This is a genomic window from Streptomyces sp. NPDC056128 (assembly GCF_042263835.1).
Classification (GTDB): Bacteria; Actinomycetota; Actinomycetes; order Streptomycetales; family Streptomycetaceae; genus Streptomyces.
Window position 1 is genome coordinate 15,768 of record NZ_JBHJVQ010000024.1, and the last position, 26,596, is coordinate 42,363.

At 70.7% G+C, this 26,596-nt stretch carries 29 protein-coding genes and 1 tRNA gene; 13 read left to right on the forward strand and 17 right to left on the reverse strand.

The window, feature by feature from the left end:
- The first annotated feature begins 35 nt into the window (after positions 1–35).
- The 4 genes from ACFC1X_RS30425 to ACFC1X_RS30440 are packed head-to-tail and all read left to right on the forward strand — an operon-like array spanning position 36 to position 4,409.
- Complete coding sequence (locus tag ACFC1X_RS30425; RefSeq protein ID WP_376359602.1) at positions 36–497, forward strand: GPW/gp25 family protein; 462 nt, start codon at positions 36–38, stop codon at positions 495–497.
- Positions 497–2,455: a putative baseplate assembly protein gene (locus ACFC1X_RS30430; RefSeq protein WP_376359605.1), complete on the forward strand. Its 1,959-nt coding sequence runs from the start codon at positions 497–499 to the stop codon at positions 2,453–2,455. The genes ACFC1X_RS30425 and ACFC1X_RS30430 overlap by 1 nt, the downstream gene beginning before the upstream one ends.
- An 8-nt stretch (positions 2,456–2,463) precedes the next feature.
- On the forward strand, positions 2,464–3,027 hold the full coding sequence (locus tag ACFC1X_RS30435) for a phage tail protein (protein ID WP_376359877.1): 564 nt from the start codon (positions 2,464–2,466) through the stop codon (positions 3,025–3,027).
- A complete protein-coding gene (locus ACFC1X_RS30440) occupies positions 3,024–4,409 on the forward strand; it encodes a zinc ribbon domain-containing protein (RefSeq protein WP_376359608.1) in 1,386 nt (461 codons plus the stop codon). Before ACFC1X_RS30435 ends, ACFC1X_RS30440 begins: the two co-directional genes overlap by 4 nt.
- 77 nt (positions 4,410–4,486) lie before the next feature.
- On the opposite strand, the gene ACFC1X_RS30445 is transcribed toward ACFC1X_RS30440, so the two are convergent.
- Positions 4,487–4,560: transfer RNA gene (locus tag ACFC1X_RS30445), tRNA-Thr, on the reverse strand.
- Positions 4,561–4,784: 224 nt separating this feature from the next.
- Between ACFC1X_RS30445 and msiK the strand changes: the two genes are divergently transcribed.
- The 3 genes from msiK (at position 4,785) to ACFC1X_RS30460 (ending at position 7,381) form a co-directional block, all read left to right on the forward strand.
- Positions 4,785–5,921, forward strand: a complete 1,137-nt coding sequence (msiK, locus tag ACFC1X_RS30450; protein WP_376359611.1) for a diacetylchitobiose ABC transporter ATP-binding protein MsiK — start codon at positions 4,785–4,787, stop codon at positions 5,919–5,921.
- 221 nt (positions 5,922–6,142) lie between these two features.
- Positions 6,143–6,601, forward strand: coding sequence for a hypothetical protein (locus ACFC1X_RS30455; RefSeq protein ID WP_376359880.1), 459 nt, complete (start codon positions 6,143–6,145; stop codon positions 6,599–6,601).
- Positions 6,602–6,643: 42 nt separating this feature from the next.
- The gene (locus ACFC1X_RS30460; protein ID WP_376359614.1) at positions 6,644–7,381 is read left to right on the forward strand and encodes an NDP-sugar synthase; all 738 of its coding nucleotides are present in this window, start codon (positions 6,644–6,646) and stop codon (positions 7,379–7,381) included.
- Positions 7,382–7,418: 37 nt separating this feature from the next.
- Here the strand turns inward: ACFC1X_RS30460 and ACFC1X_RS30465 are convergent, their stop codons facing one another.
- From ACFC1X_RS30465 to ACFC1X_RS30495, 7 genes are all read right to left on the reverse strand, one after another.
- Positions 7,419–8,108 (reverse strand): contact-dependent growth inhibition system immunity protein, encoded by a 690-nt coding sequence (locus ACFC1X_RS30465; RefSeq protein WP_376359617.1) that lies wholly within the window; start codon positions 8,106–8,108, stop codon positions 7,419–7,421.
- A 12-nt stretch (positions 8,109–8,120) separates the two neighbouring features.
- Positions 8,121–8,426 carry an RNase A-like domain-containing protein gene (locus ACFC1X_RS30470; protein WP_376359620.1) on the reverse strand — a complete coding sequence of 102 codons (306 nt, stop codon included), beginning with the start codon at positions 8,424–8,426 and terminating at the stop codon, positions 8,121–8,123.
- A gap of 11 nt (positions 8,427–8,437) precedes the next feature.
- The gene (locus ACFC1X_RS30475) at positions 8,438–9,046 is read right to left on the reverse strand and encodes a hypothetical protein (RefSeq protein ID WP_376359623.1); all 609 of its coding nucleotides are present in this window, start codon (positions 9,044–9,046) and stop codon (positions 8,438–8,440) included.
- 96 nt (positions 9,047–9,142) lie between these two features.
- Positions 9,143–9,763, reverse strand: coding sequence for a hypothetical protein (locus tag ACFC1X_RS30480; RefSeq protein WP_376359626.1), 621 nt, complete (start codon positions 9,761–9,763; stop codon positions 9,143–9,145).
- Positions 9,760–11,214 (reverse strand): RNase A-like domain-containing protein, encoded by a 1,455-nt coding sequence (locus ACFC1X_RS30485; RefSeq protein ID WP_376359629.1) that lies wholly within the window; start codon positions 11,212–11,214, stop codon positions 9,760–9,762. Before ACFC1X_RS30485 ends, ACFC1X_RS30480 begins: the two co-directional genes overlap by 4 nt.
- Before the next feature lie 283 nt (positions 11,215–11,497).
- Positions 11,498–11,800, reverse strand: a complete 303-nt coding sequence (locus tag ACFC1X_RS30490) for a WXG100 family type VII secretion target (protein WP_328861205.1) — start codon at positions 11,798–11,800, stop codon at positions 11,498–11,500.
- A 45-nt stretch (positions 11,801–11,845) separates the two neighbouring features.
- Positions 11,846–12,250, reverse strand: coding sequence for a WXG100 family type VII secretion target (locus tag ACFC1X_RS30495; RefSeq protein WP_376359633.1), 405 nt, complete (start codon positions 12,248–12,250; stop codon positions 11,846–11,848).
- A gap of 261 nt (positions 12,251–12,511) precedes the next feature.
- Here ACFC1X_RS30495 and ACFC1X_RS30500 point away from each other — a divergent pair, with 261 nt between their 5' ends.
- A complete protein-coding gene (locus ACFC1X_RS30500) occupies positions 12,512–13,408 on the forward strand; it encodes a helix-turn-helix domain-containing protein (protein WP_376359636.1) in 897 nt (298 codons plus the stop codon).
- A complete protein-coding gene (locus ACFC1X_RS30505; RefSeq protein ID WP_376359639.1) occupies positions 13,405–13,614 on the forward strand; it encodes a DUF397 domain-containing protein in 210 nt (69 codons plus the stop codon). The genes ACFC1X_RS30500 and ACFC1X_RS30505 overlap by 4 nt, the downstream gene beginning before the upstream one ends.
- A gap of 62 nt (positions 13,615–13,676) precedes the next feature.
- Here ACFC1X_RS30505 and ACFC1X_RS30510 read toward each other — a convergent pair whose 3' ends face one another.
- From ACFC1X_RS30510 to ACFC1X_RS30535, 6 genes are all read right to left on the reverse strand, one after another.
- Complete coding sequence (locus ACFC1X_RS30510; protein WP_376359642.1) at positions 13,677–15,380, reverse strand: DoxX family membrane protein; 1,704 nt, start codon at positions 15,378–15,380, stop codon at positions 13,677–13,679.
- 170 nt (positions 15,381–15,550) lie between these two features.
- Positions 15,551–16,495 carry a 23S rRNA (guanosine(2251)-2'-O)-methyltransferase RlmB gene (gene rlmB, locus ACFC1X_RS30515; protein ID WP_376359645.1) on the reverse strand — a complete coding sequence of 315 codons (945 nt, stop codon included), beginning with the start codon at positions 16,493–16,495 and terminating at the stop codon, positions 15,551–15,553.
- A 120-nt stretch (positions 16,496–16,615) separates the two neighbouring features.
- The gene (cysS, locus tag ACFC1X_RS30520) at positions 16,616–18,016 is read right to left on the reverse strand and encodes a cysteine--tRNA ligase (protein WP_376359648.1); all 1,401 of its coding nucleotides are present in this window, start codon (positions 18,014–18,016) and stop codon (positions 16,616–16,618) included.
- Between the two features lie 105 nt (positions 18,017–18,121).
- The gene (gene ispF, locus ACFC1X_RS30525) at positions 18,122–18,631 is read right to left on the reverse strand and encodes a 2-C-methyl-D-erythritol 2,4-cyclodiphosphate synthase (protein ID WP_376359651.1); all 510 of its coding nucleotides are present in this window, start codon (positions 18,629–18,631) and stop codon (positions 18,122–18,124) included.
- Entirely contained in the window at positions 18,621–19,409 is a 789-nt protein-coding gene (gene ispD, locus ACFC1X_RS30530) for a 2-C-methyl-D-erythritol 4-phosphate cytidylyltransferase (protein ID WP_376359654.1), read from the reverse strand. The genes ispF and ispD overlap by 11 nt, the downstream gene beginning before the upstream one ends.
- A 301-nt stretch (positions 19,410–19,710) precedes the next feature.
- Positions 19,711–20,193, reverse strand: coding sequence for a CarD family transcriptional regulator (locus ACFC1X_RS30535; RefSeq protein WP_003953493.1), 483 nt, complete (start codon positions 20,191–20,193; stop codon positions 19,711–19,713).
- Positions 20,194–20,812: 619 nt separating this feature from the next.
- On the opposite strand from ACFC1X_RS30535, the gene ACFC1X_RS30540 reads away from it, so the two are divergent.
- Entirely contained in the window at positions 20,813–21,559 is a 747-nt protein-coding gene (locus ACFC1X_RS30540; protein WP_376359657.1) for a DUF461 domain-containing protein, read from the forward strand.
- Between the two features lie 73 nt (positions 21,560–21,632).
- Here ACFC1X_RS30540 and ACFC1X_RS30545 read toward each other — a convergent pair whose 3' ends face one another.
- Together ACFC1X_RS30545 and ACFC1X_RS30550 are read right to left on the reverse strand one after the other, a co-directional pair.
- Complete coding sequence (locus ACFC1X_RS30545) at positions 21,633–22,313, reverse strand: response regulator transcription factor (RefSeq protein WP_030243122.1); 681 nt, start codon at positions 22,311–22,313, stop codon at positions 21,633–21,635.
- Entirely contained in the window at positions 22,310–23,590 is a 1,281-nt protein-coding gene (locus ACFC1X_RS30550; protein WP_376359660.1) for a sensor histidine kinase, read from the reverse strand. The genes ACFC1X_RS30545 and ACFC1X_RS30550 overlap by 4 nt, the downstream gene beginning before the upstream one ends.
- Positions 23,591–23,826: 236 nt before the next feature.
- Between ACFC1X_RS30550 and phoU the strand changes: the two genes are divergently transcribed.
- From phoU to ACFC1X_RS30565, 3 genes are all read left to right on the forward strand, one after another.
- On the forward strand, positions 23,827–24,516 hold the full coding sequence (gene phoU, locus ACFC1X_RS30555; protein ID WP_376359663.1) for a phosphate signaling complex protein PhoU: 690 nt from the start codon (positions 23,827–23,829) through the stop codon (positions 24,514–24,516).
- A gap of 149 nt (positions 24,517–24,665) precedes the next feature.
- On the forward strand, positions 24,666–24,821 hold the full coding sequence (locus ACFC1X_RS30560) for a hypothetical protein (protein WP_376359666.1): 156 nt from the start codon (positions 24,666–24,668) through the stop codon (positions 24,819–24,821).
- 177 nt (positions 24,822–24,998) lie between these two features.
- Positions 24,999–25,358 carry an SCO4225 family membrane protein gene (locus ACFC1X_RS30565; protein WP_376359669.1) on the forward strand — a complete coding sequence of 120 codons (360 nt, stop codon included), beginning with the start codon at positions 24,999–25,001 and terminating at the stop codon, positions 25,356–25,358.
- A gap of 23 nt (positions 25,359–25,381) precedes the next feature.
- Here the strand turns inward: ACFC1X_RS30565 and ACFC1X_RS30570 are convergent, their stop codons facing one another.
- Entirely contained in the window at positions 25,382–26,533 is a 1,152-nt protein-coding gene (locus tag ACFC1X_RS30570; RefSeq protein WP_376359672.1) for a M91 family zinc metallopeptidase, read from the reverse strand.
- Positions 26,534–26,596 lie beyond the last annotated feature (63 nt).

Consider the following 26,596-nt stretch of genomic DNA (forward strand, 5'->3'; position numbering starts at 1 on the left):
GGACGCACCGCAAGAGGAAGGCAGGAGGCTCCCTGATGGCCGAACAGTTCGTCGGCTCCGGCTGGTCGTTCCCGCTGCGCATCGGGCCCACCGGCGGCATCGCCCTGGTCAGCGGGGAGCGGGAGATCGAGGAGGCCATGCAGCTGGTCCTGGCCACCGCCCCGGGCGAGCGGCCGATGCGCCCCGAGTTCGGCTGCGCCATCCACGACCTCGTCTTCGCGCCGGTCAACGAGCAGACCGCCGGCCGCATCCAGCACGAGGTGTACACCAGCCTGGACCGCTGGGAGCCGCGCATCGAGGTGCACGAGGTCGATGTCACCGCCGGCACCGACCAGAGCGTCCTCTACATCGACGTGCGCTATTCGATCCGCGGCACCAACAACCCGCGCAGCCTGGTCTTCCCGTTCTACGTCATCCCCTCCCACGACGAGCCGGATCTCCCCGACAGTGCGGCCGGCCCCGCCGGCCTTCCGGGCTCTCCCGAAAGCGACCTCTGATGTCCCTGCCCTCCCCGAACCTCGACGACCGCCGCTTCCAGCAGTTCGTCGACGACGCCAAGCGCTACATCCAGCAGCGCGCCCCGGAGTGGACCGACCACAACGTCTCCGACCCCGGCGTCACCCTCGTCGAGACGGTCGCCCACATGGCCGACCAGATCGTCTACCGCCTCAACCGGGTGCCGGAGAAGAACCACCTCGCCTTCCTCGACCTGGTCGGCATCACGCTCTTCCCGCCGTCCGCCGCCCGCACGGAGGTCACCTTCTGGCTGTCCGCGCCGCAGGAGGACACGATCCTGGTGCCGGTCGGCTCCGAGGTCGCCACCCTGCGCACCGAGCGGGACGAGGCGGTCGTGTTCGCCACCGAGGGCGACCTGGCCGTCGTGCCCTGCTCGCTCAGCCGTCTCGCCGTCCAGCACCAGGGCGAGGCCGTCACCGACCGGACCACGGACCTCGCCGAGGGGAAGGACCTGATGTGCTTCGCCGAGGCCCCCCGCCCCGGCGACTGCATGCTCATCGGCCTCACCGCCGCCACCCCGCACTGCGCGCTCGCCCTGGAACTCGACAGCCGCGTCGACGGTGTCGGCGTCGACCCCCGGCAGCCGCCCCTGGTCTGGGAGGCCTGGACGGAGGACGGCTGGCAGTCCTGCGAGGTCGACCGGGACGGCACCGGCGGTCTCAACCGCCCCGGTGACATCGTGCTCCACATCCCCGGCGGGCACGTCCTGTCCCGCAACGGCGGCCACGAGGCGGGCTGGATCCGCTGCCGGGTCACCGACCCCCTGCCCGGCCAGCCCTTCTACACGACCTCGCCGACCATCCACGCCGCCGAGGCGTACACCATCGGCGGCACCACCGGCGTCGTGCACGCCGAGTCCGTCCTCGACGAGGCGCTCGGCGAGTCCACCGGCCTGCCCGGCCAGCGGCTGCGGCTCGAACACTTCCCCGTCGTCGCCGGCGACCCGCCCGTCCTCCTCCAGACCGCCGACGACGACGGCTGGCAGGACTGGCAGGTCGTCCCGCACTTCGCGGGCTCCCGCCCCGACGACCACCACATCACCCTGGACGCCGCCACCGGCGAGATCGCCTTCGGCCCCGCCGTGCGCGAGGCCGACGGCGCCCTGCGCCAGTACGGCAGCGTCGCCCCCAAGGGCGCCGTCATCCGCGCCCTGCGCTACCGCACCGGCGGCGGCAGGGCCGGCAACGTGGCCCGCGGCGCCGTACAGGTGCTGCGCACCTCCATCCCGTACGTCTCCGAGGTCGTCAACCGTGAGGCCGCCCGCGGCGGCGTCGACGGCGAGACCGTCGAGGAGGCGAAGCTCCGGGCGCCGATCACCCTGCGCGCCCAGGAGCGCGCTGTGACCCTGCGCGACTACGAGGAACTCGCCCGCCGCGCCGCCCCCGAGACCGCCCGCATCACCTGCCTGGAGGGCGAGGAGGGCGACCACGGCGCCTACGCGGTCCGGGTCCTCGTGGTCCCGCAGGCCGTGCCCGACCCGGGCGGCCGGCTCCGCTTCGAGCAGCTCGTCCCCGGCGACGCCCTCCTCGGCCGCATCACCCGCCACCTCGACGAACGCCGCCTCATCGGCACCCGCCTGGCCGTCGGCCCGCCCTACTACCAGGGCGTCACCGTCGTCGCCACGGTGCACGCCTTCCGCGGCGTCGACACCGACCGGGTGCGCCGCCAGGCCCACGACGCCCTCTACCGCCACCTCGACCCGCTCACCGGCGGCGCCGACGGCAAGGGCTGGCCCTTCGGACGCCCCGTGCAGACCGGCGAGGTCTTCGCCGTGCTCCAGCGCGTGCCCGGCGTCGAACTCGTCGACGAGGTCGTCCTGCACCCCGCCGACCCGCTCACCGGCAAGCGCGGCGACCCGACCGACCGCATCGATCTGCGGCCGCCCGCGCTGGTCTTCTCCTTCGACCACCGGGTCCGCGTGATCGGGGACGGCGCGTGACGGCCGCCGTGTCGCACCGGGGGTCCGTCGACGGACTCGGCTCCTCGCTGCCCATCGCCACGATGCTGCCGGCCGTCTTCGCCGACGACGACCTCGCGCTGCGCTTCGTCGGCGGGCTCGACGACGTCCTCGCGCCCATCCTCAACGTCCTGGACTGCCTGGACACCTACTTCGACCCCGCCCTCACCCCGGCCGACTTCGCGCAGTGGCTCGGCAGCTGGATCGGCGCCGAGACCGACGGCACCGAACCCGAGCCCATGCTGCGCGCGGCCGTCGCCGCCGCCGCCCGGCTGCACCGCGTACGGGGGACCCGGCAGGGCCTGTCCGAGGCCGTACGGCTCGCGTTCGGCGTGGAGCCGGACATCAGCGAGAGCGGCGGCGCCGACTGGAACGCCCGTCCCCTCGGCCCGTTCCCCGGGGCTCCCCGCCCCCACCTGCACGTCACCCTCCGGCTGCCCGAACCCAGACCCGGCGACACCCATCGCCTGGACACCCTGGTCGCCGCCGCCCGCCCCGCCCACATGCCCTACACGGTCGAAGTGACCGCCTCCGAAAGGACCCCGGAGAGATGACCACGCAGAACTGCGCCGAGTGCGGGACGCCCGCGGAACCGGGCCAGTCCTTCTGCGACGCGTGCGGCGCCGTACTCCGCTGGGACCAGGCCGGCGCCCGCACCGCGCAGCCCGCGACCGCCTCGGCCGCCGGCCGGGACGCCGCCGGACCGGCCGCCGCCCCCGCCGGAGGCGGCCACCAGGCCACGGCGACCGCCCCGGGCGGCGCCGCCGCGCCGGACCGCGAGGCGGAGGACAACCCGACCGTGCCGCAGCCGCGCCGCGCGGCGAGCGCGCCCGCCACCGGCACGCCGGACACCGGCGCGGCGGCAGCGGGTGCGTCGGGAGCCGGCAGGCCCGCCGACGACGCGGATGCCGCCCCGGCCGCCCCCACCGCGTCCGCCCCCTCGGCCCCGGCGCCCTCCCGCGCCCCCGACACGGACGAGACCGCCCCCACCACCCCGGTGGCACCGGTGCCCGCACCGAACGCGCTCACCGACACCATGTCCGACCGGGCCCGCTCGCTCCTCGTCCCCGTCGCCGACCCGGAGGCGCAGTCCCCGGCGCCGCCCCCCGGCATCGCCCCCGTCCTGCCCGGCCGCCCCGACGCGGACCGGCCCCAGGTCCGCGCCCCCGGCCACGTGGACATCGCCAACGGCCCGCCGTGCCCGTGGTGCTCCACGCCCAACCGCCCCGACCGCCACTACTGCGCCCGCTGCGCCATGCCCCTGGTCGCCGGCGGCGATCAGGCCGCCGTACGCGCCCCCTGGTGGCGCAGGCTCTTCGGCGGCACCCGCCGCGAGACCCCCTGGGCAGGCGACCGGCCGCGCCTGCGCCGGGTCTTCGACCGCATCGGCACCTGGATCACCATCGTCGTGGTCGTGACCCTGACCGTCCTCGGCTTCATGTACATCCCGGACGGCTACCAGGCCACCCGCGACCACTTCGCCAAGCGCGCCCCGGTCTCCCCGGACGGCATCAAGGCCTCGCGCTCCTACGCCGGCCACGAGCCGAAGCTCCTCATCGACAAGCTCAGCAACACCTGGTGGGGGCCGGGCGTCGTGGAGTCCGGCCAGGGCCAGTGGGTCGAGGCCACCTTCACCGAGCCGACCCGGCTCCTGGACGTCATCATCACGCCCGGCGTCTCCACCCGCGCCGAGAAGAACAAGGAGAGCGCCCTCCCGCACCGCGTGAAGGCGACGATCACCCTGAAGGACGGGTCGGTCAAGACCCGCGACCTCACCCTGGACCAGGGTGCCGGCGGCCAGCGACGCCCGTTCCGCGTCGGCGAGGCCACCAAGGTCCGCTTCACCATCGAGTCGGCCCACGCGGCCTCCGCGGACAAGCAGGTCGCCATCGCGGAGATCGAGTTCTTCGGCCGGTCCAGCGCCAACCGCAACTGACCCACAGCAGAACCCTCAGCAGGCCGAAGGCCCCGACACCGCGTGGTGTCGGGGCCTTCGGCCTGCTGTTTTCTCCGAGCCCCCTGTCGGATTCGAACCGACGACCTTCGCTTTACAAGAGCGGCGCTCTGACCAGCTGAGCTAAGGAGGCACTCGCGCGGCGGCACGCGCGCGCGGGTCGGTCCACTGTACACAGAGCCCGGTGAACGGTGGGATTCGAAAATTTCGGCGAAGTTCACAGGCCCACAGGTACTGACAGACCAGGTGAACGCCGGGTACCGTCCTGAGCCAGCTACACCCGTGTGGACTACACCACCACCTTCCTACAACGGATCGTCCGGCACGTTCCTGCCGGTAGAAGGGGGCCCATTCACCATGGCCACAGTTACGTTCGACAAGGCGACCCGCATCTACCCGGGTTCCACCAAGCCCGCCGTCGACGGTCTCGACATCGACATCGAGGACGGCGAGTTCCTCGTCCTGGTCGGCCCCTCCGGTTGTGGCAAGTCCACCTCGCTCCGCATGCTCGCGGGGCTCGAGGACGTCAACGGCGGCGCCATCCGCATCGGCGACCGCGACGTGACGCACCTGCCGCCGAAGGACCGGGACATCGCCATGGTGTTCCAGAACTACGCGCTCTACCCGCACATGTCCGTCGCCGACAACATGGGCTTCGCGCTCAAGATCGCCGGCGTCAACAAGGCGGAGATCCGGCAGAAGGTCGAGGAGGCCGCGAAGATCCTCGACCTCACCGAGTACCTGGACCGCAAGCCGAAGGCCCTCTCCGGCGGTCAGCGCCAGCGTGTGGCGATGGGCCGCGCGATCGTGCGTGAGCCGCAGGTGTTCCTCATGGACGAGCCGCTGTCCAACCTGGACGCCAAGCTCCGCGTCTCCACCCGTACGCAGATCGCCGGGCTCCAGCGCCGTCTCGGCATCACCACCGTCTACGTCACCCACGACCAGGTCGAGGCCATGACGATGGGCGACCGCGTGGCGGTCCTCAAGGACGGTCTGCTCCAGCAGGTCGACACCCCGCGGAACATGTACGACAGGCCCGCGAACCTCTTCGTCGCCGGCTTCATCGGCTCCCCGGCCATGAACCTGGTCGAGGTCCCGATCACCGACGGCGGCGTGAAGTTCGGCAACAGCGTCGTCCCGGTCAACCGCGACGCCCTGAAGGCCGCCTCCGACAAGGGCGACCGCACGGTCACCGTCGGCGTCCGCCCCGAGCACTTCGACGTCGTCGAGCTGAACGGCGGCGCGGCCAAGACCCTCACGAAGGACTCCGAGGACGCCCCGGCGGGCCTCGCCGTCTCGGTGAACGTCGTGGAGGAGACCGGCGCCGACGGCTACATCTACGGCACGGTCGACGTCGGCGGCGAGACGAAGGACCTCGTGGTCCGCGTCAGCAGCCGCTCGGTGCCGGAGAAGGGCGCGACGGTCCACGTCGTGCCGCGGCCGGGCGAAGCCCACGTGTTCTCGTCCTCCACGGGCGAGCGCCTCTCCGACTGAACGTCCTCGCGCGGGTGATTTTCACCCGCGTTGACGAAAAGTGCCCCGCGGCCTGCTGCGGGGCACTTTTCGTTGTCGACAAATACCCCGGCAGAACGGACTTTTCGCTCCCCGCGCGTCAACCCCCTACCCACTTCGGGGCTGCTCTTCATCCCCCGAAAGGGTGACTAAATGTCGCCAAATCATCACCGGGCGCTACCCTCACTCGCGTGAAGCACTCCGTGAAGCACTCCACCACCCGACAGACGCGACGCGGCCGGGGCCCCGCCCACCGGATCGGCCGCTCTCTCGCCTTCGTCCTGCCCGTCGTCCTGGTGCTCTCCGGGACCCTCGCGGTCACCAGGGTCAACTGGTCCGGGGACCCCTCGGACTCGGTGCTCGCCGCGTCGGAGGCCTCCTCGGCCAAGGCCTCCACCTCCCGGGCCGCCGCCCGCGCACCGCACGAGGTGCTGCGCGACCGGCTGCTGACCGAGCTGCAGGAGGAGGACCCGGGCGTCGCCCTCACCCACCTCCAGGAGGCGGTGAACGAACGCCCGTCGCTGGCCGGCCACTGCGCGTCCATCGCCCGCGCCCTCGGGCGCGCCGCAGTGAAGGTCTACGGCCCGACGCGCGCCCAGTCGTACTCCCGCCCCGTCTGCGACACCGCCTTCGCCTCGGGCGTGCTGGCCGCGCACGGCTGAGGAGGCTTCGGGGGCCGGTGGGGCGCCGCGTACAGTTCGGGCATGACCGATCCGAACGCCGCGTCCCGCCGCCCCGTTCAAGCCGTCGTCCTGGCGGGCGGACAGGGTTCCCGGCTGCGCCCGTACACCGACGACCGGCCCAAACCGATGGTCGAGATCCCGGGCACGGGCACTCCGATCATCGGCCACCAGCTCGCCTGGCTCGCCGACGAGGGCGTGACGGACGTCGTGGTCTCCTGCGGCCATCTGGCCGAGGTCCTCCAGAAGTGGCTGGACACCACCGAGCTGCCGCTCTCCGTCACCACGGTCGTCGAGACCGAGCCCCTCGGCCGCGGCGGCGGCCTCAAATACGCCGCCGCGCACCTACCCCACCCCGATCGGCCCTGGTACGCCACCAACGGCGACATCTGGACCCGTTTCTCGCTGCGCGACATGGCCGGCTTCCACGCCGAGCGGGACGCCGTCGCGACCCTCGCCCTGGCCCGCCCGCGGCTGCCGTGGGGCGCCGTGCAGACGGACGGCTTCGGCCACATCACCGACTTCATCGAGGCCCCGCCGTCGACCTTCGAGATCAACGCCGGGGTGTACGTCTTCTCGTCCGCCTTCGCCGCGATGCTCCCGGAGCGCGGCGACCACGAGCGGACCACGTTCCCGAGACTGGCCCGTGAACGCCGCCTGTCCGGCTTCCCGATCCCGCAGGGCTCCTACTGGCGCGCGATCGACACCGCGAAGGACCTGACAGAGGCGGCACGCGAACTGTCGGCCCTGTCCGGCCGCTGAGCAGCCCCCCCCCCGGAGAGGTCCAGCCGCGCCCCTCTCAAGGACTGGCCGACCCGGGTCCGTAGTCCGCCTTGAATCCGCCAAGACCTCCCGCGAGGTGGGCCAGCCAGCCGCCCGGGGAGTAGGGCCGGGGCGGGTCGACCTCCATGCCCAGCTCGGCCATCGCGAGGGCGTAGTCGGACTCTTCGAGAGCGAGGGCGAGCAGTTCGTGGAGCTCGCCCGTGAGGCGGGCGACCAGCTGCGGGTCCGTGGTGGCGATGTAGTCGCGTACGGCCGCGTCGTGGTACGGGAACTCGTCCGGCATGTCCTGGGAGAACCAGCCTCCGAGGAACTGGCCCAGCTCGGGGAAGCTGGTGTGCCACTCCCAGTGGGTGCGAGGCCCGGCCGGGGGCGGCACCTCGCCCTCCTCGATCGACCGCTTCAGGTGATCTGCGATCACGAACAGCCAGTCCTGGATCGCCGATTCGGGCAGACCGACGTCCGGCACCGGGTAGAACTCGCCGAGACTCAGGCGCAGCCGGCCCGGCGGATTACGGGCGTACTCCCGGATCTGCTGTTCGGCCGTGGCCAGTGCCCAGGGGCGGGTGTGCCAGGTGTGGCGTAGATACGCCCGAAGGGCTTCGCTCGGCCTGTCCGGCTCGTCGTCGGCCGGCATGCCGGTGTACGCGCTGATCACCTGGTCCAACTCGCCGTAGCGGCGGTCGAACTCGAGCGGCTTCATGGACACGGCGCTGGACCTCTACAGGTAGATCGGGACGGTGGTGAGCACGACGAAGCCATGCGGGCTTTTCGGCTCACGCCTGAGGACGACACGCGCCGCGCGCACACCGACGGGCTCGCGCCCGGCGAGCATCATCGCCTGAAGCAGTACGCGGCCGACGGGCGTCTCACGGGAGGGCCAGGCGGCCTCGATGGTGAGGCGAGCGCGGGTGCCCTGGGCGAGCCAGCGGTGGATCTTCTGTTCATTACCGGTTACCACCTGCTGGGTGGCCCAGTGGGCGGTTTCTCGGTCGGGGTAGGTGGCCGAGCGGGTCCGTACGGTCATATCTGTCCACTTCAGCTTGCGTCGAACGACCAGATGAGGCCGACTTCCTCACGGGACACCGCGAGCAGGCCGAAGTCCCAGGCGTATTGGGACATCGGCCAGCAGCCGGTGACCTTCTCGTAGAAGTCGGGGGGGTCGCCGTCGTGACGGGTGTTCGTGAAGAACTGCGAGCCCTCCGGGAAGCGCGAAAGGATCACCTGGGCGTGCTCCTCCATGGCCGGCCTGCGATCGGCAAAGCCGTACTGCCGCGACACGTCCATGGCATCCGTCGCCAGCATGACGAGCAGCCGTACGACGGCGGACCGCGGGATCTCGAATAGCCGACTGCGCCACTCCGCAGCCCCGGCACCATCCGCCGGCGGAACCCGGAACGGGAAGCCGGGATCCTCCTCCAGTTCCTCTTCTCCCTGCTCGGAATCCCGGCCCCGCCAGCCACGGGGGTCGGCCACCCCGCGGTGCATGACCGCGGCCACATCGGGCAGCCAGTCCTCGTGTGTGTGCGGGCCGACCGCGATGAAGGAGTACCGGTTGCGGTACATCTCGACCGCCGCCGACCACATGCTGGCGTCCAGAGACGCTGACGCTCCACACGTCGGGTCGTGGTGAGATTCGCTGTGCATCCGGGGCCTCTCATTAGGGCATCGAACTGACGACGACGAAGGGCGGGTTGAGGCCCGGCTCGTGCATGAGGTCCGGTCAGCAACGGTTGTTACCTCTCAACGTGGATCGAAGGACCAAATCAGCCCGACTTCCTCGTCGGACACCCAAAGGAGCCCCAGGTCCCAGGCGTATTGACTGAGCGGTGAGCAACTCGTGATCTTCTGGTAGAAGTCGGGGGGAGTGCCACCTCCTCGAGTGTTCGTGAAGAATCGAGCTCCGCGGGAGAAGCGCGTGGCAATGACTCGCGCATGCTTCTCCATTTCAGCTCGCTGCGCGGGGAAGCGGAGGTTCCGAGAGACATCGAGATCGCGGGTGGCCAGCAGCACGAGGAGTCGCACCACTGAGGAACGCGGAATTTCCCTGAGCCAGCTTCGCCATTCCGTCGAGCCCGCCTCGTCCACGGGCGGGGTGATGAAGGGGTAGGCCGGGTCGTCCTCCCTCTCCTCCTCGCCTTCGTCGGGATCGATGGTCCGCCAGGACCAGGGATCCGCCGTCTCCCCTCGCATGATCGAGGCGACATCGTGCAGCCAGTCCTCCCGCGTACGGGGTCCGACGGCAACGAAGGTGTACCGACGGTCGTACATCTCCACCGCCGACCCCCAGGAGTCGGCATCCAGTGGTGTCGGCGGCCCGTTCATCTCGGGCGTCGCTCCGTAGTCCATCCAGTCCTCGCTCATACGGGCATCGAGGTGAAGACGACGTAGGGCGGGTCGAGGCTCGGGTTGTACACGAGACGCAGCGACACTCCCTTGGTGTCCTGCACCTCTGTGATCTTCCCGTCGACCAGCGAGGTGCCCCGGCCGGTCACCGCGTCACCGGCCAGGGGACCTTGCAGTGGAACGGACGCCGTGTTGAACTCTTCCATCGACTTCGGCGGATTCCCAGCGAGCCACTTGTTGATCTCGTCCGTGTTGTCACGCAAGGCGTACTGCGTGTATCGCTGAGCGGATTCCATGTCGGCGAACGTCGACGCACCGGGGATCTTGGGGGTTCCGTCCGCCTTGCTCTCGTCTCTCATGCGCTGCAACAGCTGTTCGTCGGTCTTTCCCACGTGCTTGTCAAGGGTATGGCCATTGCCCACCCCTTCCGCCGCGGCCAGGTCCACCGAGTACGTGTAAGGAAATCGGCTCTCGGGCAGCTGCCAGCTGTGCTCCTTCTTGAACTCGTTCAAGGAGCGAGCACCGAAACCTTGCGCCCGGGCCCGTTCCGCCTGGAACGTGGGCACGCTCAAGAGCGCCTCGTCGAGCTCGAACTCGAGCATGGCCAGCTTGCCCGCTGCATCGCCGAACGCCTCGTGATACGCCGAGACCGCCGCGTCCATGCCCGCTTGGTCCATGTGGGACCGGAAGGTCAGGACCACTTCTGCAACCACGAGCCCGACCGCGAGTTTGGTGGCCTCGAAGGGATCGAGGCCCGTAGTGAGGTCCTTAGCCGTCCTTTCCGCGGCCTCCTTGGCAAGGCGCGTGGTGGTCTCCGTGGTCTTCTGCCCCACGTCGGCCAGGTCGTCAAACAGCTTCTGAATGGTGTTCGCGCTCTTGTCGAGGACCTCGATGATGGGGCGCCTGGTGGCGGGATCCACCTTCCCCTGGGTCTTCCAGTTCCGGGTGCCCTTCTTGGGAGTCACCTCGGCCCGCTGGTCCCGGGCCTTGCCCCAGGCCGTGGTTCCCCAGATCGTCTGGCAGAAGGCATTCATCGCGGCCTGCCATTCACCGTTGCCTGTGGGGTCGGTGATGTAGGAGATCGCGTCGGTGAAATCGTCTGCCGCCTTCTTCGCGCCCTTGGAGGCATCCCGCCAGGCCCCGGCGATGTCGCGGAACTCCTCTTCCTTGACGCCCGGCGTGATCTCATGGACGCGGCCGAGTCTAAGCCCTTCGTCGACCACGGGTTTCATGATGAACATGAGGAAGTCCGGGACTTCTCCGAGAATACCGGAAATCGCCCACGAGTCGTGGTATTCGCCCTCTCCCCGCCAGGTCAGGTCATTCGGCGGACCGTACTTGGGCACGGTGGCAATCACCGCTGGAGGCTGCTTCTCCTCCGGCGGTTCGCCCTTGCCCTTGCTGGCCGCCCAGTCCGCCTGCGTGTAGTTGTTCGCGGTCTGAGTGAGGCCCACCGCCACACCGCCCACCGACACCACGCTCCTCGCCCAGAGCTCCAGGAACTTCTGCCGTACCGATCGGCGAAGGAGTCCGCACCCCAGCCCGTTCCCGCGGACTGGCTGTACTTGTCCAACGTGTCCGTCAGCGTCTTCGCCTGCTTGTCATAGGCGAACTGACCGTCCCGCACGACGAGCGAGGTGAAGTAGAGGTGCTGAGGCTGCACGTCGAAGCGCCCCACACCTTGGTTGGGTGGCGCGGTCCTGGCCTCGTCCCGCGCCTGCTGCCGCTGCTTGCCTGAGGGCAGATCAGCCATCAGGCCGCACCCCAGCCCCGCAGTACCGCCCTGTGCGCCGCCGCGTAGTTGATCTCCCCGTTGACCACGACGTCGTGCAGCCACGCCTGGGCTGCCTGAAGGTCCGCTGCGGACCGATCCCACTCGTCCAACTTGTCGATGAACACCTCGCGGGCTTCGCCCTCCCAGGTCAGGACCACCTTCTCCGCTCGCCGGTAGAGCAGGTCCAACTGCTCGTTGAGGCGCTTGAGGATGTCCTCAAGATCTCCGGAAAGGTCCTGCAGCGTCGCGAAGTCGACGGTTATGTGGTCGTCGTCCACCATGCTTCTCCGTTCCGAAGCTGAAGTCGTCGGTCGGCGTAGGAGCCGTCAGAAGTCAGAGAGGCTGCTGCGCGGCGCGACGGGTACCTCGGTGTTCGGCGTCGACAGCGCGTCCGCTTCGCGCTTCACATCCGTCTCGACCTGGATCTTCCTCAGCTGCGCCATGACGTCCAGTTCTCGCTCCGAGAACCCGTCACGGCTCAATCGGACGGCCTGTTCAAGAGCCTGGATGACCATGCGGATACGTACGGCGTCCTCGGCCGCGCCTCGGTGGAGATCCCGGTAGGCGCGGGCGGCCGGCCCCTGCCATCCCGCCTCGATCCGGTCGACGATCGCGTCCATGCGTCTGACCTGCTTGTCCAGGTGGTCCTGCATACCGTCGAGGTCATCGGCCAGGTCCGTCAGCCGGTCGCCCTGTACCCGAAGCCGTGGTTGTTCACCTGCGCCGCTCATCACTTCCCCCGTTTGTGGTCCGAAGTGCCGCTGTCCTGCACCTCACTTGACACACCCATGGCACCTTAACAACTTCACTTTCGACCCATGACAGCAGCAAGTCCGCGCTGACCATGGAAGTTCGCTCGGCTTACTCGTCCTCGAACGTGTGAATTGAGGATCTCATCTGTCGGGTGTTTGTCCGGTGCTGTCCGGGCGGTCGGGGCGGTTGGTGCGGGTAGGGGCGTCGCGGTACGGCGCGGTACGACGGAGGGGCGCGGCATGACGACGGTGGACGGCGAGGCGGTACCGCCTGCGGAGACGGGTCGACTCATGGGCGAGGCGGATGAGCCGGGGTGGGAGGTCGACCCGGACGACGAGTGGGGCATCGCGGTCATCGCAACAGTGGGTCGGCAGCTGAAGCTCCGGCGCGAGGCGGCAGGGATGCGGGCTGGGGACTTCGGGACGGCGGTGGGATATGGGGAGGACCTCGTCTACAAGGTGGAGGGCGGCAAGCGGATTCCCCGCCAGGAGTATCTGGAAAGGGCCGACGAGGTGTTGGGGGCCGGTGGGCTCATCTCGGCGGCCTGGGAGGACGTGAAGGAGGTCCGGTACCCGAGGAAGATTCGGGACTTGACTCGTCTGGAAGCGCAGGCCGTCGAGCTGACCGCGTACGGCATTCACAACCTTCACGGCCTGCTGCAGACAGCGGACTACATGCGCGCCCTGTTCGAGATGCGTCGGCCTGCGTACTCACAGGACGAGGTGGAGAGGCTGGTCGGTGCGCGGATGGCTCGGAAGGTCGTCTTCGAGCGGGACCCTGCTCCAGAGCTGTGCTTTGTCCAGGAAGAGGCGACGCTCAGGAGGCCACTCGGGGGCAAAATGGTGCTGCGCCGCCAGTTGGAGCACCTCTTGGAGCTCGGGCAGATGCGGAACGTCGAGATCCAGGTGATGCCGATCAACCGTGCGGTGCACGCCGGCATGGGAGGCGAGATCCAAGTGCTCAAGTTCACTGACGGTACGGCAGTTGGGCGAGCCGAGGGGGACTTCGGCAGCCGTCCTGTCTCGGAGTTGAAGCATCTCAGGATCATGGAACTGCGGTGTGGCATCATCCGGGCTCAGGCTCTCTCGCCAGGAGAGTCGCTGGCTTTCATCGAGCAAATGCTGGGAGAGGCATGATCCGCAAGACGTGGGCTGAGGACGGCTCGGAGCTGCGGTGGTTCAAGAGCAGCTACAGCGACAGCAGCAACAGCAATGAGTGCGTTGAGGTCGCGACCACGCTGAGCGCGGTGCACGTACGTGACTCCAAGAACCCGGGCGGCCCTCGGTTCGCGGCCACCCTGGGTGCGTGGGCAGACTTCCTGACGTACGCGTCGGCGCACTGACGCGCCAACCGCACGCGCCCCGCACCTGGTTGTCACCGGGAGCGGGGCGCGGGCATGTCGGGCTACCCCAGGAGGCCGCCCACGAGGCGGCCGCCCGGCTGGCCGGTGGAGGAGGAGCCACCGCCCTCCTCGCTTCCGGAGCCCCCGGTGGAGCCGCCGGTGGAGCCGCCGGAGCCTCCGGAGCCGGTCGAGGTGCCCCCGGCGGTCGGTCCGGCCGAGGTGGTCGGCGCCTGGCCCTGGCCGGCCGGGGTCGACTGCCGCGGCGGGGCCTGTCCGCCGGCGCCCTGGGTCTGGCTGGGCGTACCGCCGCCGGCGGTGCCGCTCTCCCGGGTCGCTCCCGGTGTGGCCGCGGCTCCCGTGGACGGGGTGGTGGCCCCGCTGGTCGCGCCCTGGGTGGGCGAGGCGGACGCCTCCGGGCTCTTCGGCTCGCGCGTGCCGGGCTCCTGCGGGAGCGGGGCGCCGGGCAGTTCGTTGCGCGGGGCCTCGCCGGGGCCGGGGACGACGACGCGGTCGGCGTCCCGGACGGCGCCGCCGAGCAGCGAGCCGACCAGGAGGGTCGCGCCGGCGACCAGGAAGGTGATGAGGGCGCCGCGGCGCAGGACGTAGCGGCGCAGGTCCCAGATGTCGGCGCGGGGGCCGAGCCGACGCCAGGCGCTGCCGGCGAGTCTGCCGTCCACGGAGTAGACGGGCGCCCCGGCGATGATCAGCGGGGACCAGGCGGCGAGGTAGATGATGTCGGGCGCGTCGTAGACGGGGACGCTCTTCCAGCTGACGGTGACCAGGAGCGCGGCGGACAGGCCCGCGCCGACGACCGCGGCCACGCGCTGCCAGCAGCCCAGCACGGTCAGGACGCCCACCAGCACCTGGAGGAAGGCGATGACCAGCCCGGCGCCGACCGGGTGCGCGAGGGCGAACTGGCGCAGCGGCTCGGCGACGTCCCAGGGGTGCAGGGTGTTGAGCCACTTCACCATGGAGCCGCGTTCGCCGCCGTCGAAGTAGACGGGGTCGCAGAGCTTGCCCATGCCGGCGTAGATCGAGATGAAGCCGAGGAAGACGCGCAGCGGCAGCAGCACGACGCCGAGGTTCATGCGGCGGCCGGGGAAGTACGCGTGCCGCACCGGGTCGTCGGAACGGCGCCTGCCGCGCGGCTCGTCCGGGTCCGTGTCGTCGCCGTAGCCGTCGTGGCCTTCGTGGTCTTCGGGGCCGAAGTCCTGGGCGGCGTAGGCGGGTTCGTCGAAGGCGCTGCCGACGGTGCGCATGGCGGGCAGCAGCCGGGTGCCCTCGGGGACGGGGCCGCGCTGGGCGCCGACGAGGGGGGTTTCGAGGGTCTCGGTGGCGGGGCCGTCGTCGTAGCCGTCGTAGCCCAGGGGGTCCCCGCCGAGGTCGACCCTGGGGATGACCTGGGTGGCTCCGGCGTCGGCGGCCGGGTCCTCGACGTGGTGACCGGCTCCCGCCCGCACCGCCTGGAGCAGCCGGTGCGCGCCGGTGTCGTCCGGGTCGGACCGTCCGCTCCACACGACGGCCCGGCGACGGCCCGGGGCGGCGGGCATGCGGGGGGTGGCCTGGGTGGCGCTCAAGTGCTGTGCGATCCGCGGGGACTGGGTCCGCCGGGCGGAGGCACCGAACTGCACGCGGAAACTCGCGTGGTTGACGATGACCTGGGCCGGATCGCTCGGCACCTTCACCATGCTCAGCGCGGGAGCGTCGTCGTATCCCGACGAGCGGTCCCCCGTGGGTGTGCGGGGTGTTCTGGTGTCCACACTCATCTAACCGAGTGATGTGTCGTTAGGACACTGCCTTGACCGGCCGGATCTGTCCGGACCGCGTCAAACCAGCCCGGACCGCCCGGAACACCCCATGTGGGGGACGGATCCGAACACCCATCCCCCACCCGAAGAATCGATCACCCCGGCCGCTGCACGGGCGGCCCCGACGTTCAGCGCCGCCGCCGCGCCGCCTCGTACAGCACGATCCCCGCCGCCACACCCGCGTTGAGCGACTCGGCGCCACCCGGCATCGGGATCCGTACCCGGAAGTCGCACGTCTCGCCGACCAGCCGGGACAGTCCCTTGCCCTCGCTGCCGACCACGACGACCAGGGGACCGTCCAGGGCCTCCAGCTCGCCGAGTTCGACTTCGCCGTCGGCGGCGAGGCCGACGACCGTGATCCCGGCCTTCTGGTACGACTCCAGCGCGCGCGTGAGGTTGGTGGCGCGGGCGACCGGCGTACGGGCGGCCGTACCGGCGGACGTCTTCCACGCGCCGGCCGTCATCCCGGCCGCGCGCCGCTCGGGCACGACGACGCCGTGGCCGCCGAAGGCGGAGACGGAGCGGACGACCGCACCGAGGTTGCGCGGGTCGGTCACGCCGTCGAGGGCGACGATCAGCGGGTCCGCGCCCTCGTCGTGGGCGGCGGCGACCAGGTCCTCGGGGTGCGCGTACTCGTACGGCGGCACCTGGAGCACGAGCCCCTGGTGGTTGAGCCCGTTGGTCATCCGGTCCAGCTCGGGGCGCGGCGCCTCCATGAGGTTGATGCCGCCGCGCTCGGCCGCGAGCTGGAGCGCCTCACGCACCCGCTCGTCGTTGTCGATGAACTGCTGGACGTAGAGCGTCGAGGCGGGCACGCCGTCGCGCAGGGCCTCGTAGACGGGGTTGCGGCCGACGACGAGCTCGGACGTCGACCGGCCGCCCCCGCGCCGCTGCTGCTGCGTACGTCCCGTGGCGCGGCGCGCCTTCGCGTTGGCGGCGCGCTGCTTGGCGTGCCCCTTGCGCATCTCGGCGGGAGGCGTCGGCCCCTTGCCCTCCAGGCCCCGGCGTCGCTTGCCGCCGCTGCCGACCTGCGCGCCCTTCTTGCCGGACATGCGGCGGTTGTTCGCGGCCATGAGTTACCTGTCTCCGCTCTCTACGGGAGTGTGCGTGAAGCTTGTGTTCTATGCAGTGTGCCGCCCGGAGGGCCGGGCGGCACAATCGATCTACGGGACGGACGTCGCCGACCGGCCGGGTCAGCGCGACCCGAGACTCCAACGGGGCCCCTGCGGGCTGTCCTCGATGACCAGCCCGGACTGTCCGAGCTGGTCGCGGATGGCGTCCGCGGTGGCCCAGTCCTTCCGCGCCCGCGCGGCCTCCCGCTGGTCGAGCACCAGGCGTACGAGGCTGTCGACGACGTGCCGCAGGTCCTCGCCCTGCTCCTGCTCCCCCGCCCAGTGCGGGGCCAGCGGGTCGAGGCCGAGGACACCGAGCATGGCCCGCACCTCGGCGAGCCGCGCCACGGCGGCGTCCTTGTCGTCGGCGGCCAGCGCGCTGTTGCCCTGCCGGACGGTGGTGTGCACGATGGCCAGCGCCTGCGGGACGCCCAGGTCGTCGTCCATCGCCTCGGCGAAGGCGGGCGGCACCTCGGCGGCCGGCTCGACGGTCTGCCCGGCCAGCTCGGTGACGCGCTGCACGAAGCCCTCGATGCGCGCGTACGCCGACTCGGCCTCGCGCAGGGACTCCTCGCTGTACTCGATGGTGGAGCGGTAGTGCGGGGTGCCGAGGTAGTACCGCAGCACGACCGGCCGCCACTGCTTGACCATCTCGCTGACGAGCACGCTGTTGCCGAGCGACTTCGACATCTTCTCGCCGCTCATGGTGACCCAGGCGTTGTGCACCCAGTACCGGGCGAAGGCGTCGCCGAAGCCCTCGGCCTGGGCGATCTCGTTCTCGTGGTGCGGGAAGATCAGGTCGATCCCGCCCCCGTGGATGTCGAACTCGCTCCCCAGGTACTTGTGCGCCATGGCGGAGCACTCCAGGTGCCACCCCGGCCGCCCGCGCCCCCACGGCGTCTCCCAGCTCGGCTCCCCGGGCTTGACCGCCTTCCACATGGCGAAGTCCCGCGGGTCCCGCTTGCCGGTCTCGCCCTCCCCGGCGGGCTGGCGCAGCTCGTCGAGGTCCTGGTTGGACAGCGACAGGTACCCGGGCAGGGACCGTACGTCGAAGTAGACGTTGCCCTCGGCCTCGTAGGCGTGCCCGCGCTCGATGAGCCCGCGCATCATCTCGACCATCTCGGTGATGTGCCCGGTGGCGCGGGGCTCGTACGTCGGCGGGAGGCAGCCGAGGGCGGAGTAGGCGTCGTTGAACGCCCGCTCGTTCTCGTACCCGATGGACCACCAGGGGCGGTTCTGCTCGGCCGCCTTCTTGATGATCTTGTCGTCGATGTCGGTGACGTTGCGGATGAACGTGACGTCGTAGCCGCGGTACGCGAACCAGCGGCGCATGATGTCGAAGTTCAGGCCCGACCGGATGTGCCCGATGTGCGGGGCCGCCTGCACGGTGGCACCACACAGGTAGATCGAGACGCAGCCCGGCGTGAGGGGGGCGAAGTCACGGATCTGCCGGGCGCTGGTGTCGTACAGCCGAATAGTCACGAGTCCAGGGTAGTAGGCCCCGAGCAGTGCCACGGGCACACGGCCAAGCCTGACGGCCGTTTCGAGTCCAGCCTCTTGCCCGACCGAGACATCGCCCCCGCCCGGCTAGGGCATGGGCACCCGCACCACCAACGCCGTCGCCACCGCCATCAGCCCCTCCCCCCGCCCGGGAAAGCCCAGCCCGTCCGTCGTCGCCCCCGACACCGACACCGGCGCCCCCACCACCTCGGACAACACCTTCTGCGCCTCGTCCCGCCGCTTACCGATCTTCGGCCGCGCCCCCACCACCTGCACCGCGACGTTCCCGATCCGGAACCCCGCCGCCCGCACGATCCGCGCCGCCTCCGCCAGCAGCGTCACCCCGGACGCCCCGGCCCACTCCGGCCGCCCGGTGCCGAAGTGCTGCCCGAGATCCCCGAGCCCGGCCGCGGAGAACAGCGCGTTGCACGCCGCGTGCGCGACGACGTCCGCGTCGGAGTGCCCGGCCAGCCCGTCCCCCTCGCCCTCCCACTTCAGCCCGGCGCACCACAGTTCCCGCCCCGCCTCGAAGGCGTGGATGTCCGTACCGATCCCGACCTGCGGCAACACCGGCAACGACTCCGCCTCAGAACCCATCGTTGAGCCTCCTGCGCGCCAGTACCGCCTCCGCGAGGACCAGATCCAGCGGCCGCGTCACCTTGAACGCCTCCTCGTGCCCCGGCACGACCACCACGGCCGGCCCCATCCGCTCGACCATGCTCGCGTCGTCCGTGACGTCGTCGGTCACCGTCTCGTGGGCCCGCACCAGCGTCCCCCGGTCGAAGCCCTGCGGCGTCTGCACCGCCCGCAGCAGCGCCCGCTCCGGCGTCGCCACCACGGGTTCCGGCACGCCGGGGACCTCGGCGGGCTCGACCTGCTTGACGGTGTCGGCGAGCGGCACGGCCGGCACCACGGCGGGCGCGCCCTCCCGTACCGCCTCGATCACGGCGTCCACCGTGTCCACGGGGACCAGCGGCCGGGCCGCGTCGTGTACGAGGACGATGCCGTACTCGGGCGGCAGCGCGTCCAGTCCGAGCCGTACGGACTCCTGGCGCGTCTCGCCGCCGGGCACGACGAGGAAGTCCGTGCGCTCGGGCAGCGCGTGCGCGTCCAGCAGGCTCCTGACCTCGGCCGCGCCGTCGGGCGGGGCGACGACCACCACGAGGGAGACCCCGCGGGAGGCGGCCATCGCCCGGACCGCGTGGATGAGCATGGGCGTGCCGCCCAGCGCCCGGAGGGCTTTCGGGGCACCCGGCCCGAGCCGTACACCCCGGCCGGCGGCCGGAATGACCGCCGCGGTCCTGGCGTTGGCACGGTCCTCGGCGGCTGCGTCGGCCGACGGCCGGGCGGGCGAGGGACGCGAATCGTCAGACATCGGTTCCTGTCAGGTTTGTGTGCTCGACCTAGTTGGGTATGGCCTCACCGTGCCGGGCGCGACGCCTTGACCGGACCCTTCCGTGACCCTGGTCGAGCCAGCAGTCCGGGCCCGGCACACCAGGACCCGGGGAAAGCCTCCCGGGAGGAGCGTACGAGGATCATCGGCATCCGGACCTGCGGATGCGCGAATTCACGTCCGGGTACGAACATGCCGCAGCGCCCGGCGACAGCAAAGATGTCATCGGGCACCACGGCATTTCAGTGCGCTGGACCGAGCGGGCAGCGGTCCGCGCCTCGCCTCAGGAGGCGAGCACCTCGTCGAGCAGGGCCTCCGCCTTGTCCTCGTTGGTGTTCTCCGCGAGAGCCAGCTCGCTCACCAGAATCTGGCGGGCCTTGGCGAGCATGCGCTTCTCACCTGCGGAGAGTCCGCGCTCGCGCTCACGGCGCCACAGATCGCGTACGACTTCCGCGACCTTGATGACGTCGCCGGAGGCGAGCTTCTCCAGGTTTGCCTTGTAGCGACGCGACCAGTTCGTGGGCTCCTCGGCGTACGGCGCGCGCAGCACCTCGAAGACCCGGTCCAGCCCGTCCTGACCAACCACATCACGCACGCCGACGAACTCCGCATTGTCCGCTGGCACACGTACCGTCAGGTCGCCCTGAGCGACCTTCAGCACCAAGTAGGTCTTGTCCACGCCTTTGATCTGGCGAGTTTCGATAGCCTCGATCAGCGCGGCCCCGTGATGGGGATAGACCACGGTGTCGCCAACCTTGAACGTCATGTGACAGGTACCCCTTCCGTGGCTATCCAGGGTAACACGGAAACGGCGGGTTCTGAATGGCGTTTTCGCAGGTCAGGGCATATCTCGGGGCTTGACAACAGCAACAGGAACGTGCTGCGCGAGGCGAGCGGAAGAAAGAATTCGCAGGTCGGAGCGGCTCTCCAGGCCGGGCGAAACAGGCCCGTCACACACAACCGGAGCGCCGCCCACCGGGCTGAACATCCCGATATGTCGGGTTCCAGGCGTGCGACTTCCGCTACTCCGTTCGGTGGCCGCGCCGGGGTTCCGGCCGATTCCGGAATTGATCACGAGCCACGCCGATGGACCCTCGATGATCAATTTCCGGCGGTCCGCGCATTCCTTCACCGAAATTTCGCGCACCGATCGACAACCCGTATGGCGGACTGGTTCTTATGTGAATGGCGGACGGTTGCGAGCCGCAAAGCGGCCCCTGAAGAGGGCCGGGACTGCCGCCTGCCGGGCGAAGCCCATGGCCCTTCGGGGAGGGTCGGGTGCCGCGGCCCGGGAACGGCTCGGTAGCCTGAGGCCGCTGACAGTCACTTAGGGCGGCTTTATCCGATGCCGCCACCCCGCTCGAGTCCAAGGAGTTGCCGCCGCCGTGAGCAGCAGCCTTCGACGCGGTGCCCTCGCCGCCGCCGCCATCGCGTTCTCGATCGCCTCGCTCGCCGCGTGCGGCGCCGGTCACAACGCCCAGTCGCTGGAGATCAAGCCGGACAACGCCGCGACGACGGTCGGTGACATCCAGATCCAGAACGCCGTCGTCATCACGCAGCCGGACCTGGAGTCGACGGGCCCGGCGGTGGTCTCCGCCACGCTGTTCAACAACGGCAGGTCGGACCAGACGCTCGAGTCCATCACCGTGGCCGGCACCGACAAGACCGCCGAACTGAAGCCCGCCAAGGGCCAGAAGGGCAGCCTGACCGTCCCCGCCGGCGGGTCCCTGATCCTCGGCGGCAAGGACAACGCCGCCGCCGTCCTGCCCAGCAGCCGCGAGGCGATCCAGGACGGCAACGCGCAGAAGATCACCTTCACCTTCAGCAAGGCCGGTGAGGTGAGCCTGCGCGCCTTCGTCGTTCCCGCCGAGAGCTACTTCTCCGGCTGGGGCCCCAGCGACGTCCCGGCGGCGCCCGGCGCGTCCGCACAGCCCTCCGAGGGGACCTCCGGGGAGCCGTCCGACGGCGAGACCTCGGGCACCCCGGGCGACGACGCCTCGGGCCCCGGCACGGGCGAGTCCACCGGCGAAGCCTCGGGCGAGCCCTCCGGCGCGGCGAACGAGACCGGAACGGCGACCTCCGGCACCTCGCAGGGCGCCGGCACCGGCACGGGCACCGACGCCGGCCACTGAGCACCGTACGGACGAAGGGCGGGACCTCCGGGAGGTCCCGCCCTTCGCCGTGTCCCGCAGGACGGCGTCCGGTTTACGGCTCGAACTTGTAGCCGAGCCCGCGCACCGTCACGAGGTACCGCGGCGCGCCCGGGTCGGGCTCGATCTTGGCGCGCAACCGCTTGACGTGGACGTCGAGGGTCTTGGTGTCGCCGACGTAGTCGGCACCCCACACCCGGTCGATCAGCTGCATGCGGGTGAGGACGCGGCCGGCGTTGCGCAGCAGCATCTCCAGCAGGTCGAACTCCTTGAGCGGCAGGTCGATCTTGGTGCCGCCCACGGTCACCACGTGCCGGTCGACGTCCATGCGGACGGGGCCGGCCTCCAGCGCGGCGGGAGTGACCTCCTCCGGCTCGCCGCGGCGGCGCAGTACGGCGCGGATGCGGGCGACCAGCTCGCGGGAGGAGAAGGGCTTGGTGACGTAGTCGTCGGCCCCTATCTCCAGCCCGACAACCTTGTCGATCTCGCTGTCCTTGGCGGTCACCATGATCACGGGAACGTTCGAGCGGCCGCGCAGCTGGCGGCAGACCTCGGTGCCCGGCAGGCCGGGCAGCATCAGGTCGAGGAGGACGAGGTCGGCGCCGTTGCGCTCGAACTCGTCGAGTCCGTCGGGGCCGGTGGTCGCGACGGCGACCTCGAAGCCCTCCTTGCGGAGCATGTACGACAGGGCGTCGGAGAAGGACTCCTCGTCCTCGACGACGAGCACACGGGTCACGGAAGGACCTCCGGGGCGGGAAGCGTTTCGTACGGGGATGTTTGGGGGGATGAGGGGGACCGTTCGGTCTCGTCGGTCTCGTCGCCGAGTCCGGCGTGGTCCGGGCGCCGCGCCGCGCGGTCGCGGGACAGGCCCGACTCCGGCAGTCGCAGGGTGAAGGTGGAGCCCTGGCCTTCGGCACTCCACACCGTGACCTCCCCGCCGTGCGAGGCGACCACGTGCTTGACGATGGCGAGACCCAGACCGGTGCCTCCGGTGGCCCGGGAGCGGGCCGGGTCGACGCGGTAGAAGCGCTCGAAGACGCGTTCCTTGTCCCGCTCCGAGATGCCGATGCCCTGGTCGGTCACGGCGATCTCGATCTGGTCGCCGCCGGGGGCGTTGACGCGGCGGGCGGCTATGCCGACGCGCGTGCGGGCGGGTGAGTAGTTGACGGCGTTCTCGACGAGGTTGCCGAGCGCGGCGGCGAGCTGGCCGCGGTTGCCGCGTACGTGCAGATCCGCCGTTCCTCCGGCGGCCATGGTGATCTGCTTGTTGCCGGCCGCCTGCCGGCAGCGGTCGATGGCCTCGGCGACCAGCTCGTCCACCCGGACGGGCTCGGCGTCGTCGAGGGGGTCGTCGTTCTGGACCCGGGACAGGTCGATGAGCTCCTGCACCAGGTTGGTGAGCCGGGTGGCCTCGATCTGCATCCGTCCGGCGAACCGCTCCACGGCCTCCGGATCGTCCGCGGCGTCCATGACGGCCTCGGACAGCAGGGAGAGCGCCCCGACCGGCGTCTTCAGCTCGTGACTCACATTGGCGACGAAGTCGCGCCGTACCGCCTCGATGCGGCGGGCCTCGGTGAGGTCCTCGACCAGCAGGAGCACCAGCCGGGATCCGAGCGGCGCGACGCGCGCGGAGACGGCCAGGGCCTCGCCCCGTCCGGTCCCGCGCCTGGGCAGGTCCAGCTCGACCTGCCGTATCTCCCCGTCCCTCCTGGTGTCCCGGGCCATCTGGAGCATGGGCTCCACGGCGAGCTTGCCGCCCCGGACCAGGCCGAGGGCGTACGCCGCCGAGCTGGCCTTGACCACCCCGTCGGCCTCGTCGAGGACGACGGCGGAGGAGCGGAGCACCGACAGGACGGTGTCCACCCCGGGCGGAAGGACGGGGTCCGTGTGCAGGGAGGTGCGGGTGGGGCGGTTCTGGTCGCGCTCGCTCCAGCGGAACGCCAGCATGGCGATGACGCCGGTGAGTACTCCGGCGATCGCTGCCGCTGCGGCGACCGCCGCGTTCACGTCCATGTCTCCAGGTTAGGCATGCCGAACGTCCCCGCCCCAGCCATCGGGGTGCGACCTCGAACACTCGTCGCCCAGAGTTCACCTTGGAGCCAGTGATGGTTCATTTGTGGTGCCGGAAACGGACGCGTACAGGCCGGAACGTGTAAGCGTGGGGGCACGGCGAGGGGTGCGAGCCGGTGCGAGCCATGTGCGAGCCAGTTCTTTGAGCCCCCTAAACGGACGTACGAGAGGGAACCCTGATGCGGGACGCGTACCACGAGGAACTTGATTCGATCGGTGACGGTCTGGTGGAGATGGCCCGGCTGGTCGGGTCGGCCATCGGACGCGCCACGACCGCGATCCTCGACTCCGACCTGAAGCTGGCCGAGGCCGTCATCGAGGGCGACCAGCGGGTCGACGAACTCCAGCACGAGCTGGAGGCCCGGGCGATAACCCTGCTGGCCCGGCAGCAGCCGGTGGCGACGGACCTGCGGATCGTCGTCACCTCGCTGCGGATGTCCGCCGACCTGGAGCGCTCGGGCGACCTGGCCCAGCACGTGGCCAAGCTGGCCCGGCTGCGCTACCCGGAGCGCGCCGTCCCGCACGACCTGCACGCGACCATCCTGGAGATGGGGCAGCTCGCGCAGCGCCTGATGGCGAAGGCCGCCGAGGTGATCATCACCAAGGACGTCGACCTGGCCCTCCAGCTGGAGCAGGACGACGACGCGATGGACCTGCTGCACCGCACGCTCTTCCAGCACCTGATGGACGACCGCTGGAAGCACGGCATCGAGACGGCGGTCGACGTGACGCTGCTGGGCCGCTACTACGAGCGCTACGCCGACCACGCCGTCGCGGTCGCCAAGCGCGTGGTCTACCTGGTCACCGGCGAGCACCCGGACGACCTCCAGGCGGACATCCAGCCGACGACGCAGGTCGAGGGCGCCTGACCCGCGCGGGAGCGTACGGGCCGGGGCGTGCGGGCCGGGGCGCGCGGCGATGCCCCAATGCGCCGTTGATGCGACGGCCGCCCGGGGCGTGCAATGGAGCCGGACACCGGCCTCCGGACGGAGGCAGGCACCAGCTTCCAGGAGGATCCATGGCCGATTCCCCCAGCACGAAGCCCGACCCCGCCCAGGAGCGCCGCACCGAGCAGCCCGCCGACATCCGCGCCCTGCCCCTGATCGCCGCCTGCGGCTGCGGCTCGGGGTGCGGCTGCGGCTGCCAGTCGGGCAATCCCTGCCAGTGCGGGTGACGGGGTAGCGGTGGTGCGTGGGGCGGCCGGGGGTGTGGCCGGCCGCCCCAGGCCCCCCATGGGTGTCGCGTCGTTCGACTTGAGTACGGGTACTCAGGCCCCGGAGCCGTCCACGTCCGACCCTGGAAACAGGAAGAAGACGTAGACCCAGACGACTCCCGGGGAGATCGAGATCCCATGAAGCGCAGCCCGATACACACCCTCTCCCGCCTCGCCCGCCTCGCCGTCGCCAACCGCGTCTCGGGGATCTACCTCGCCCTGGTCGGCGGCGCGATGGCCGTGGCCGCGTTGCAGCCCCTGTTCGCGGACAACCCGGACGCGTCCCTGATCTGGGTCTGGCCCGCCCTGTTCACCTTCCCGGCCTTCGGCTTCGTGGCCTGGCTCGGCGAGGGGAGCTGGGGCGGCGAAGCCCCGGCGTGGTTCTTCATCGGCGGCATCGTGCTCTCGGCACTGGTCCAGTCGCTGGCGCTGGGCGCGGTCTGGCAGGGCCTGCGCGGCCGCCGCGGCAACCGCGGGCACCTCACCGCGGCGAACTGACGCCGTGGCCGGGCTCGGCCCCGCTACGTGTACCCGCCCCGCAGAGGGAGATTGTGCTCCTCCCTGAGCATCTCCTCCGTGGTCACGCCCAGGTTCTTCGCCCGGTGCAGCTTGGCCGACGACTCGGTGCCGGACACCGTCGCCATCTCCTCCTCCTGGTTCTCCCTGGTGCCGAGCCCGGCGACGTTGATGCCGTGCTTGTTGTGCTGTGCGTGGATCAGCTCGTGCCCGTAGACCGCGAAGACCGGGGTGAGGGACTCGCCGTCCTTGGCGACCTCACTGTCCATGAACCGGTGGGGCACGGAAACGGTGCTGCTGGAACCGGTGTTCGGCTTGTCCGCGCTCTCCGCGAGTGCCGCCGGCCGGTCGTCGGCGTCCGCCTGCGCCGCGAGGTCGGTCTTCCCCATCATCTCGACGACCTCGGGGTGATAGGGCACGACCTTCACGGTGGGCTTCCCGGACGCGGAGTCCGAAGCCAGATCGGACACCAGGCCGCGGCCGTGCTGCCGGGAGAGCAGCCGGGCGTGACTGGAGAGGATCTCGGTGTCGAACCCCTCCAAGGCCGTCGGCCGGGGGTCGTCCCCGGCGGGCAGCGGCTTGGTCGACGTGGCGATCCCCCGCCCGCCCGCGACGCGCGACCAGGTGTCGGAGAGTCCCTGCTTGCCCGCGGTGTCTCCCGGAGCGAGATCCATCGCGACGGGCCGCAGTCCGGAAGTCTTCCGCAGGATCCTGACGTACGAGAAGTGCCGCTTCTGGATCTCGTCCAGCAGCGCCTTCAGTCCGCGGTTGCGCGCGTTGTCGGCCTTGCCGCCGGGGTCGGCACGGAACTGGCCGTAGATCATGTGCTCGGCCGTGTCCAGGGTGGTGCCCAGCTCGTCGCAGTGGTTCTGCTTGGCTGTCAGGGACTTGAACGACCAGGCCAACGACTCGGTCTGGCGGATCAGGTTGTCCGCCGCGGCGAGCGCGTCCTGTGCGAAGTCGTGGAGGTGCTGGACCTCGGGATCCACGGCGTTCCCCGCGTCCACGGCCGTACTCGCCGCGGGCGCGCGCTGCACCGTCGCCGTCGCGAGGGACGGGGTGACACCGGTGTGCCGATGCCCTTCGACCGCGCGGGCCACGGCGTCGTTGCCCGCCGCGTGCCCCAGGGCCAGCAGCCCCGCGGAACGCCGGTCCACCTGAGGCACCCGACGGGCCTCGGCTCCCGCCTCCTGCCCAGGGCCCACCCTGTTGGCCTGACC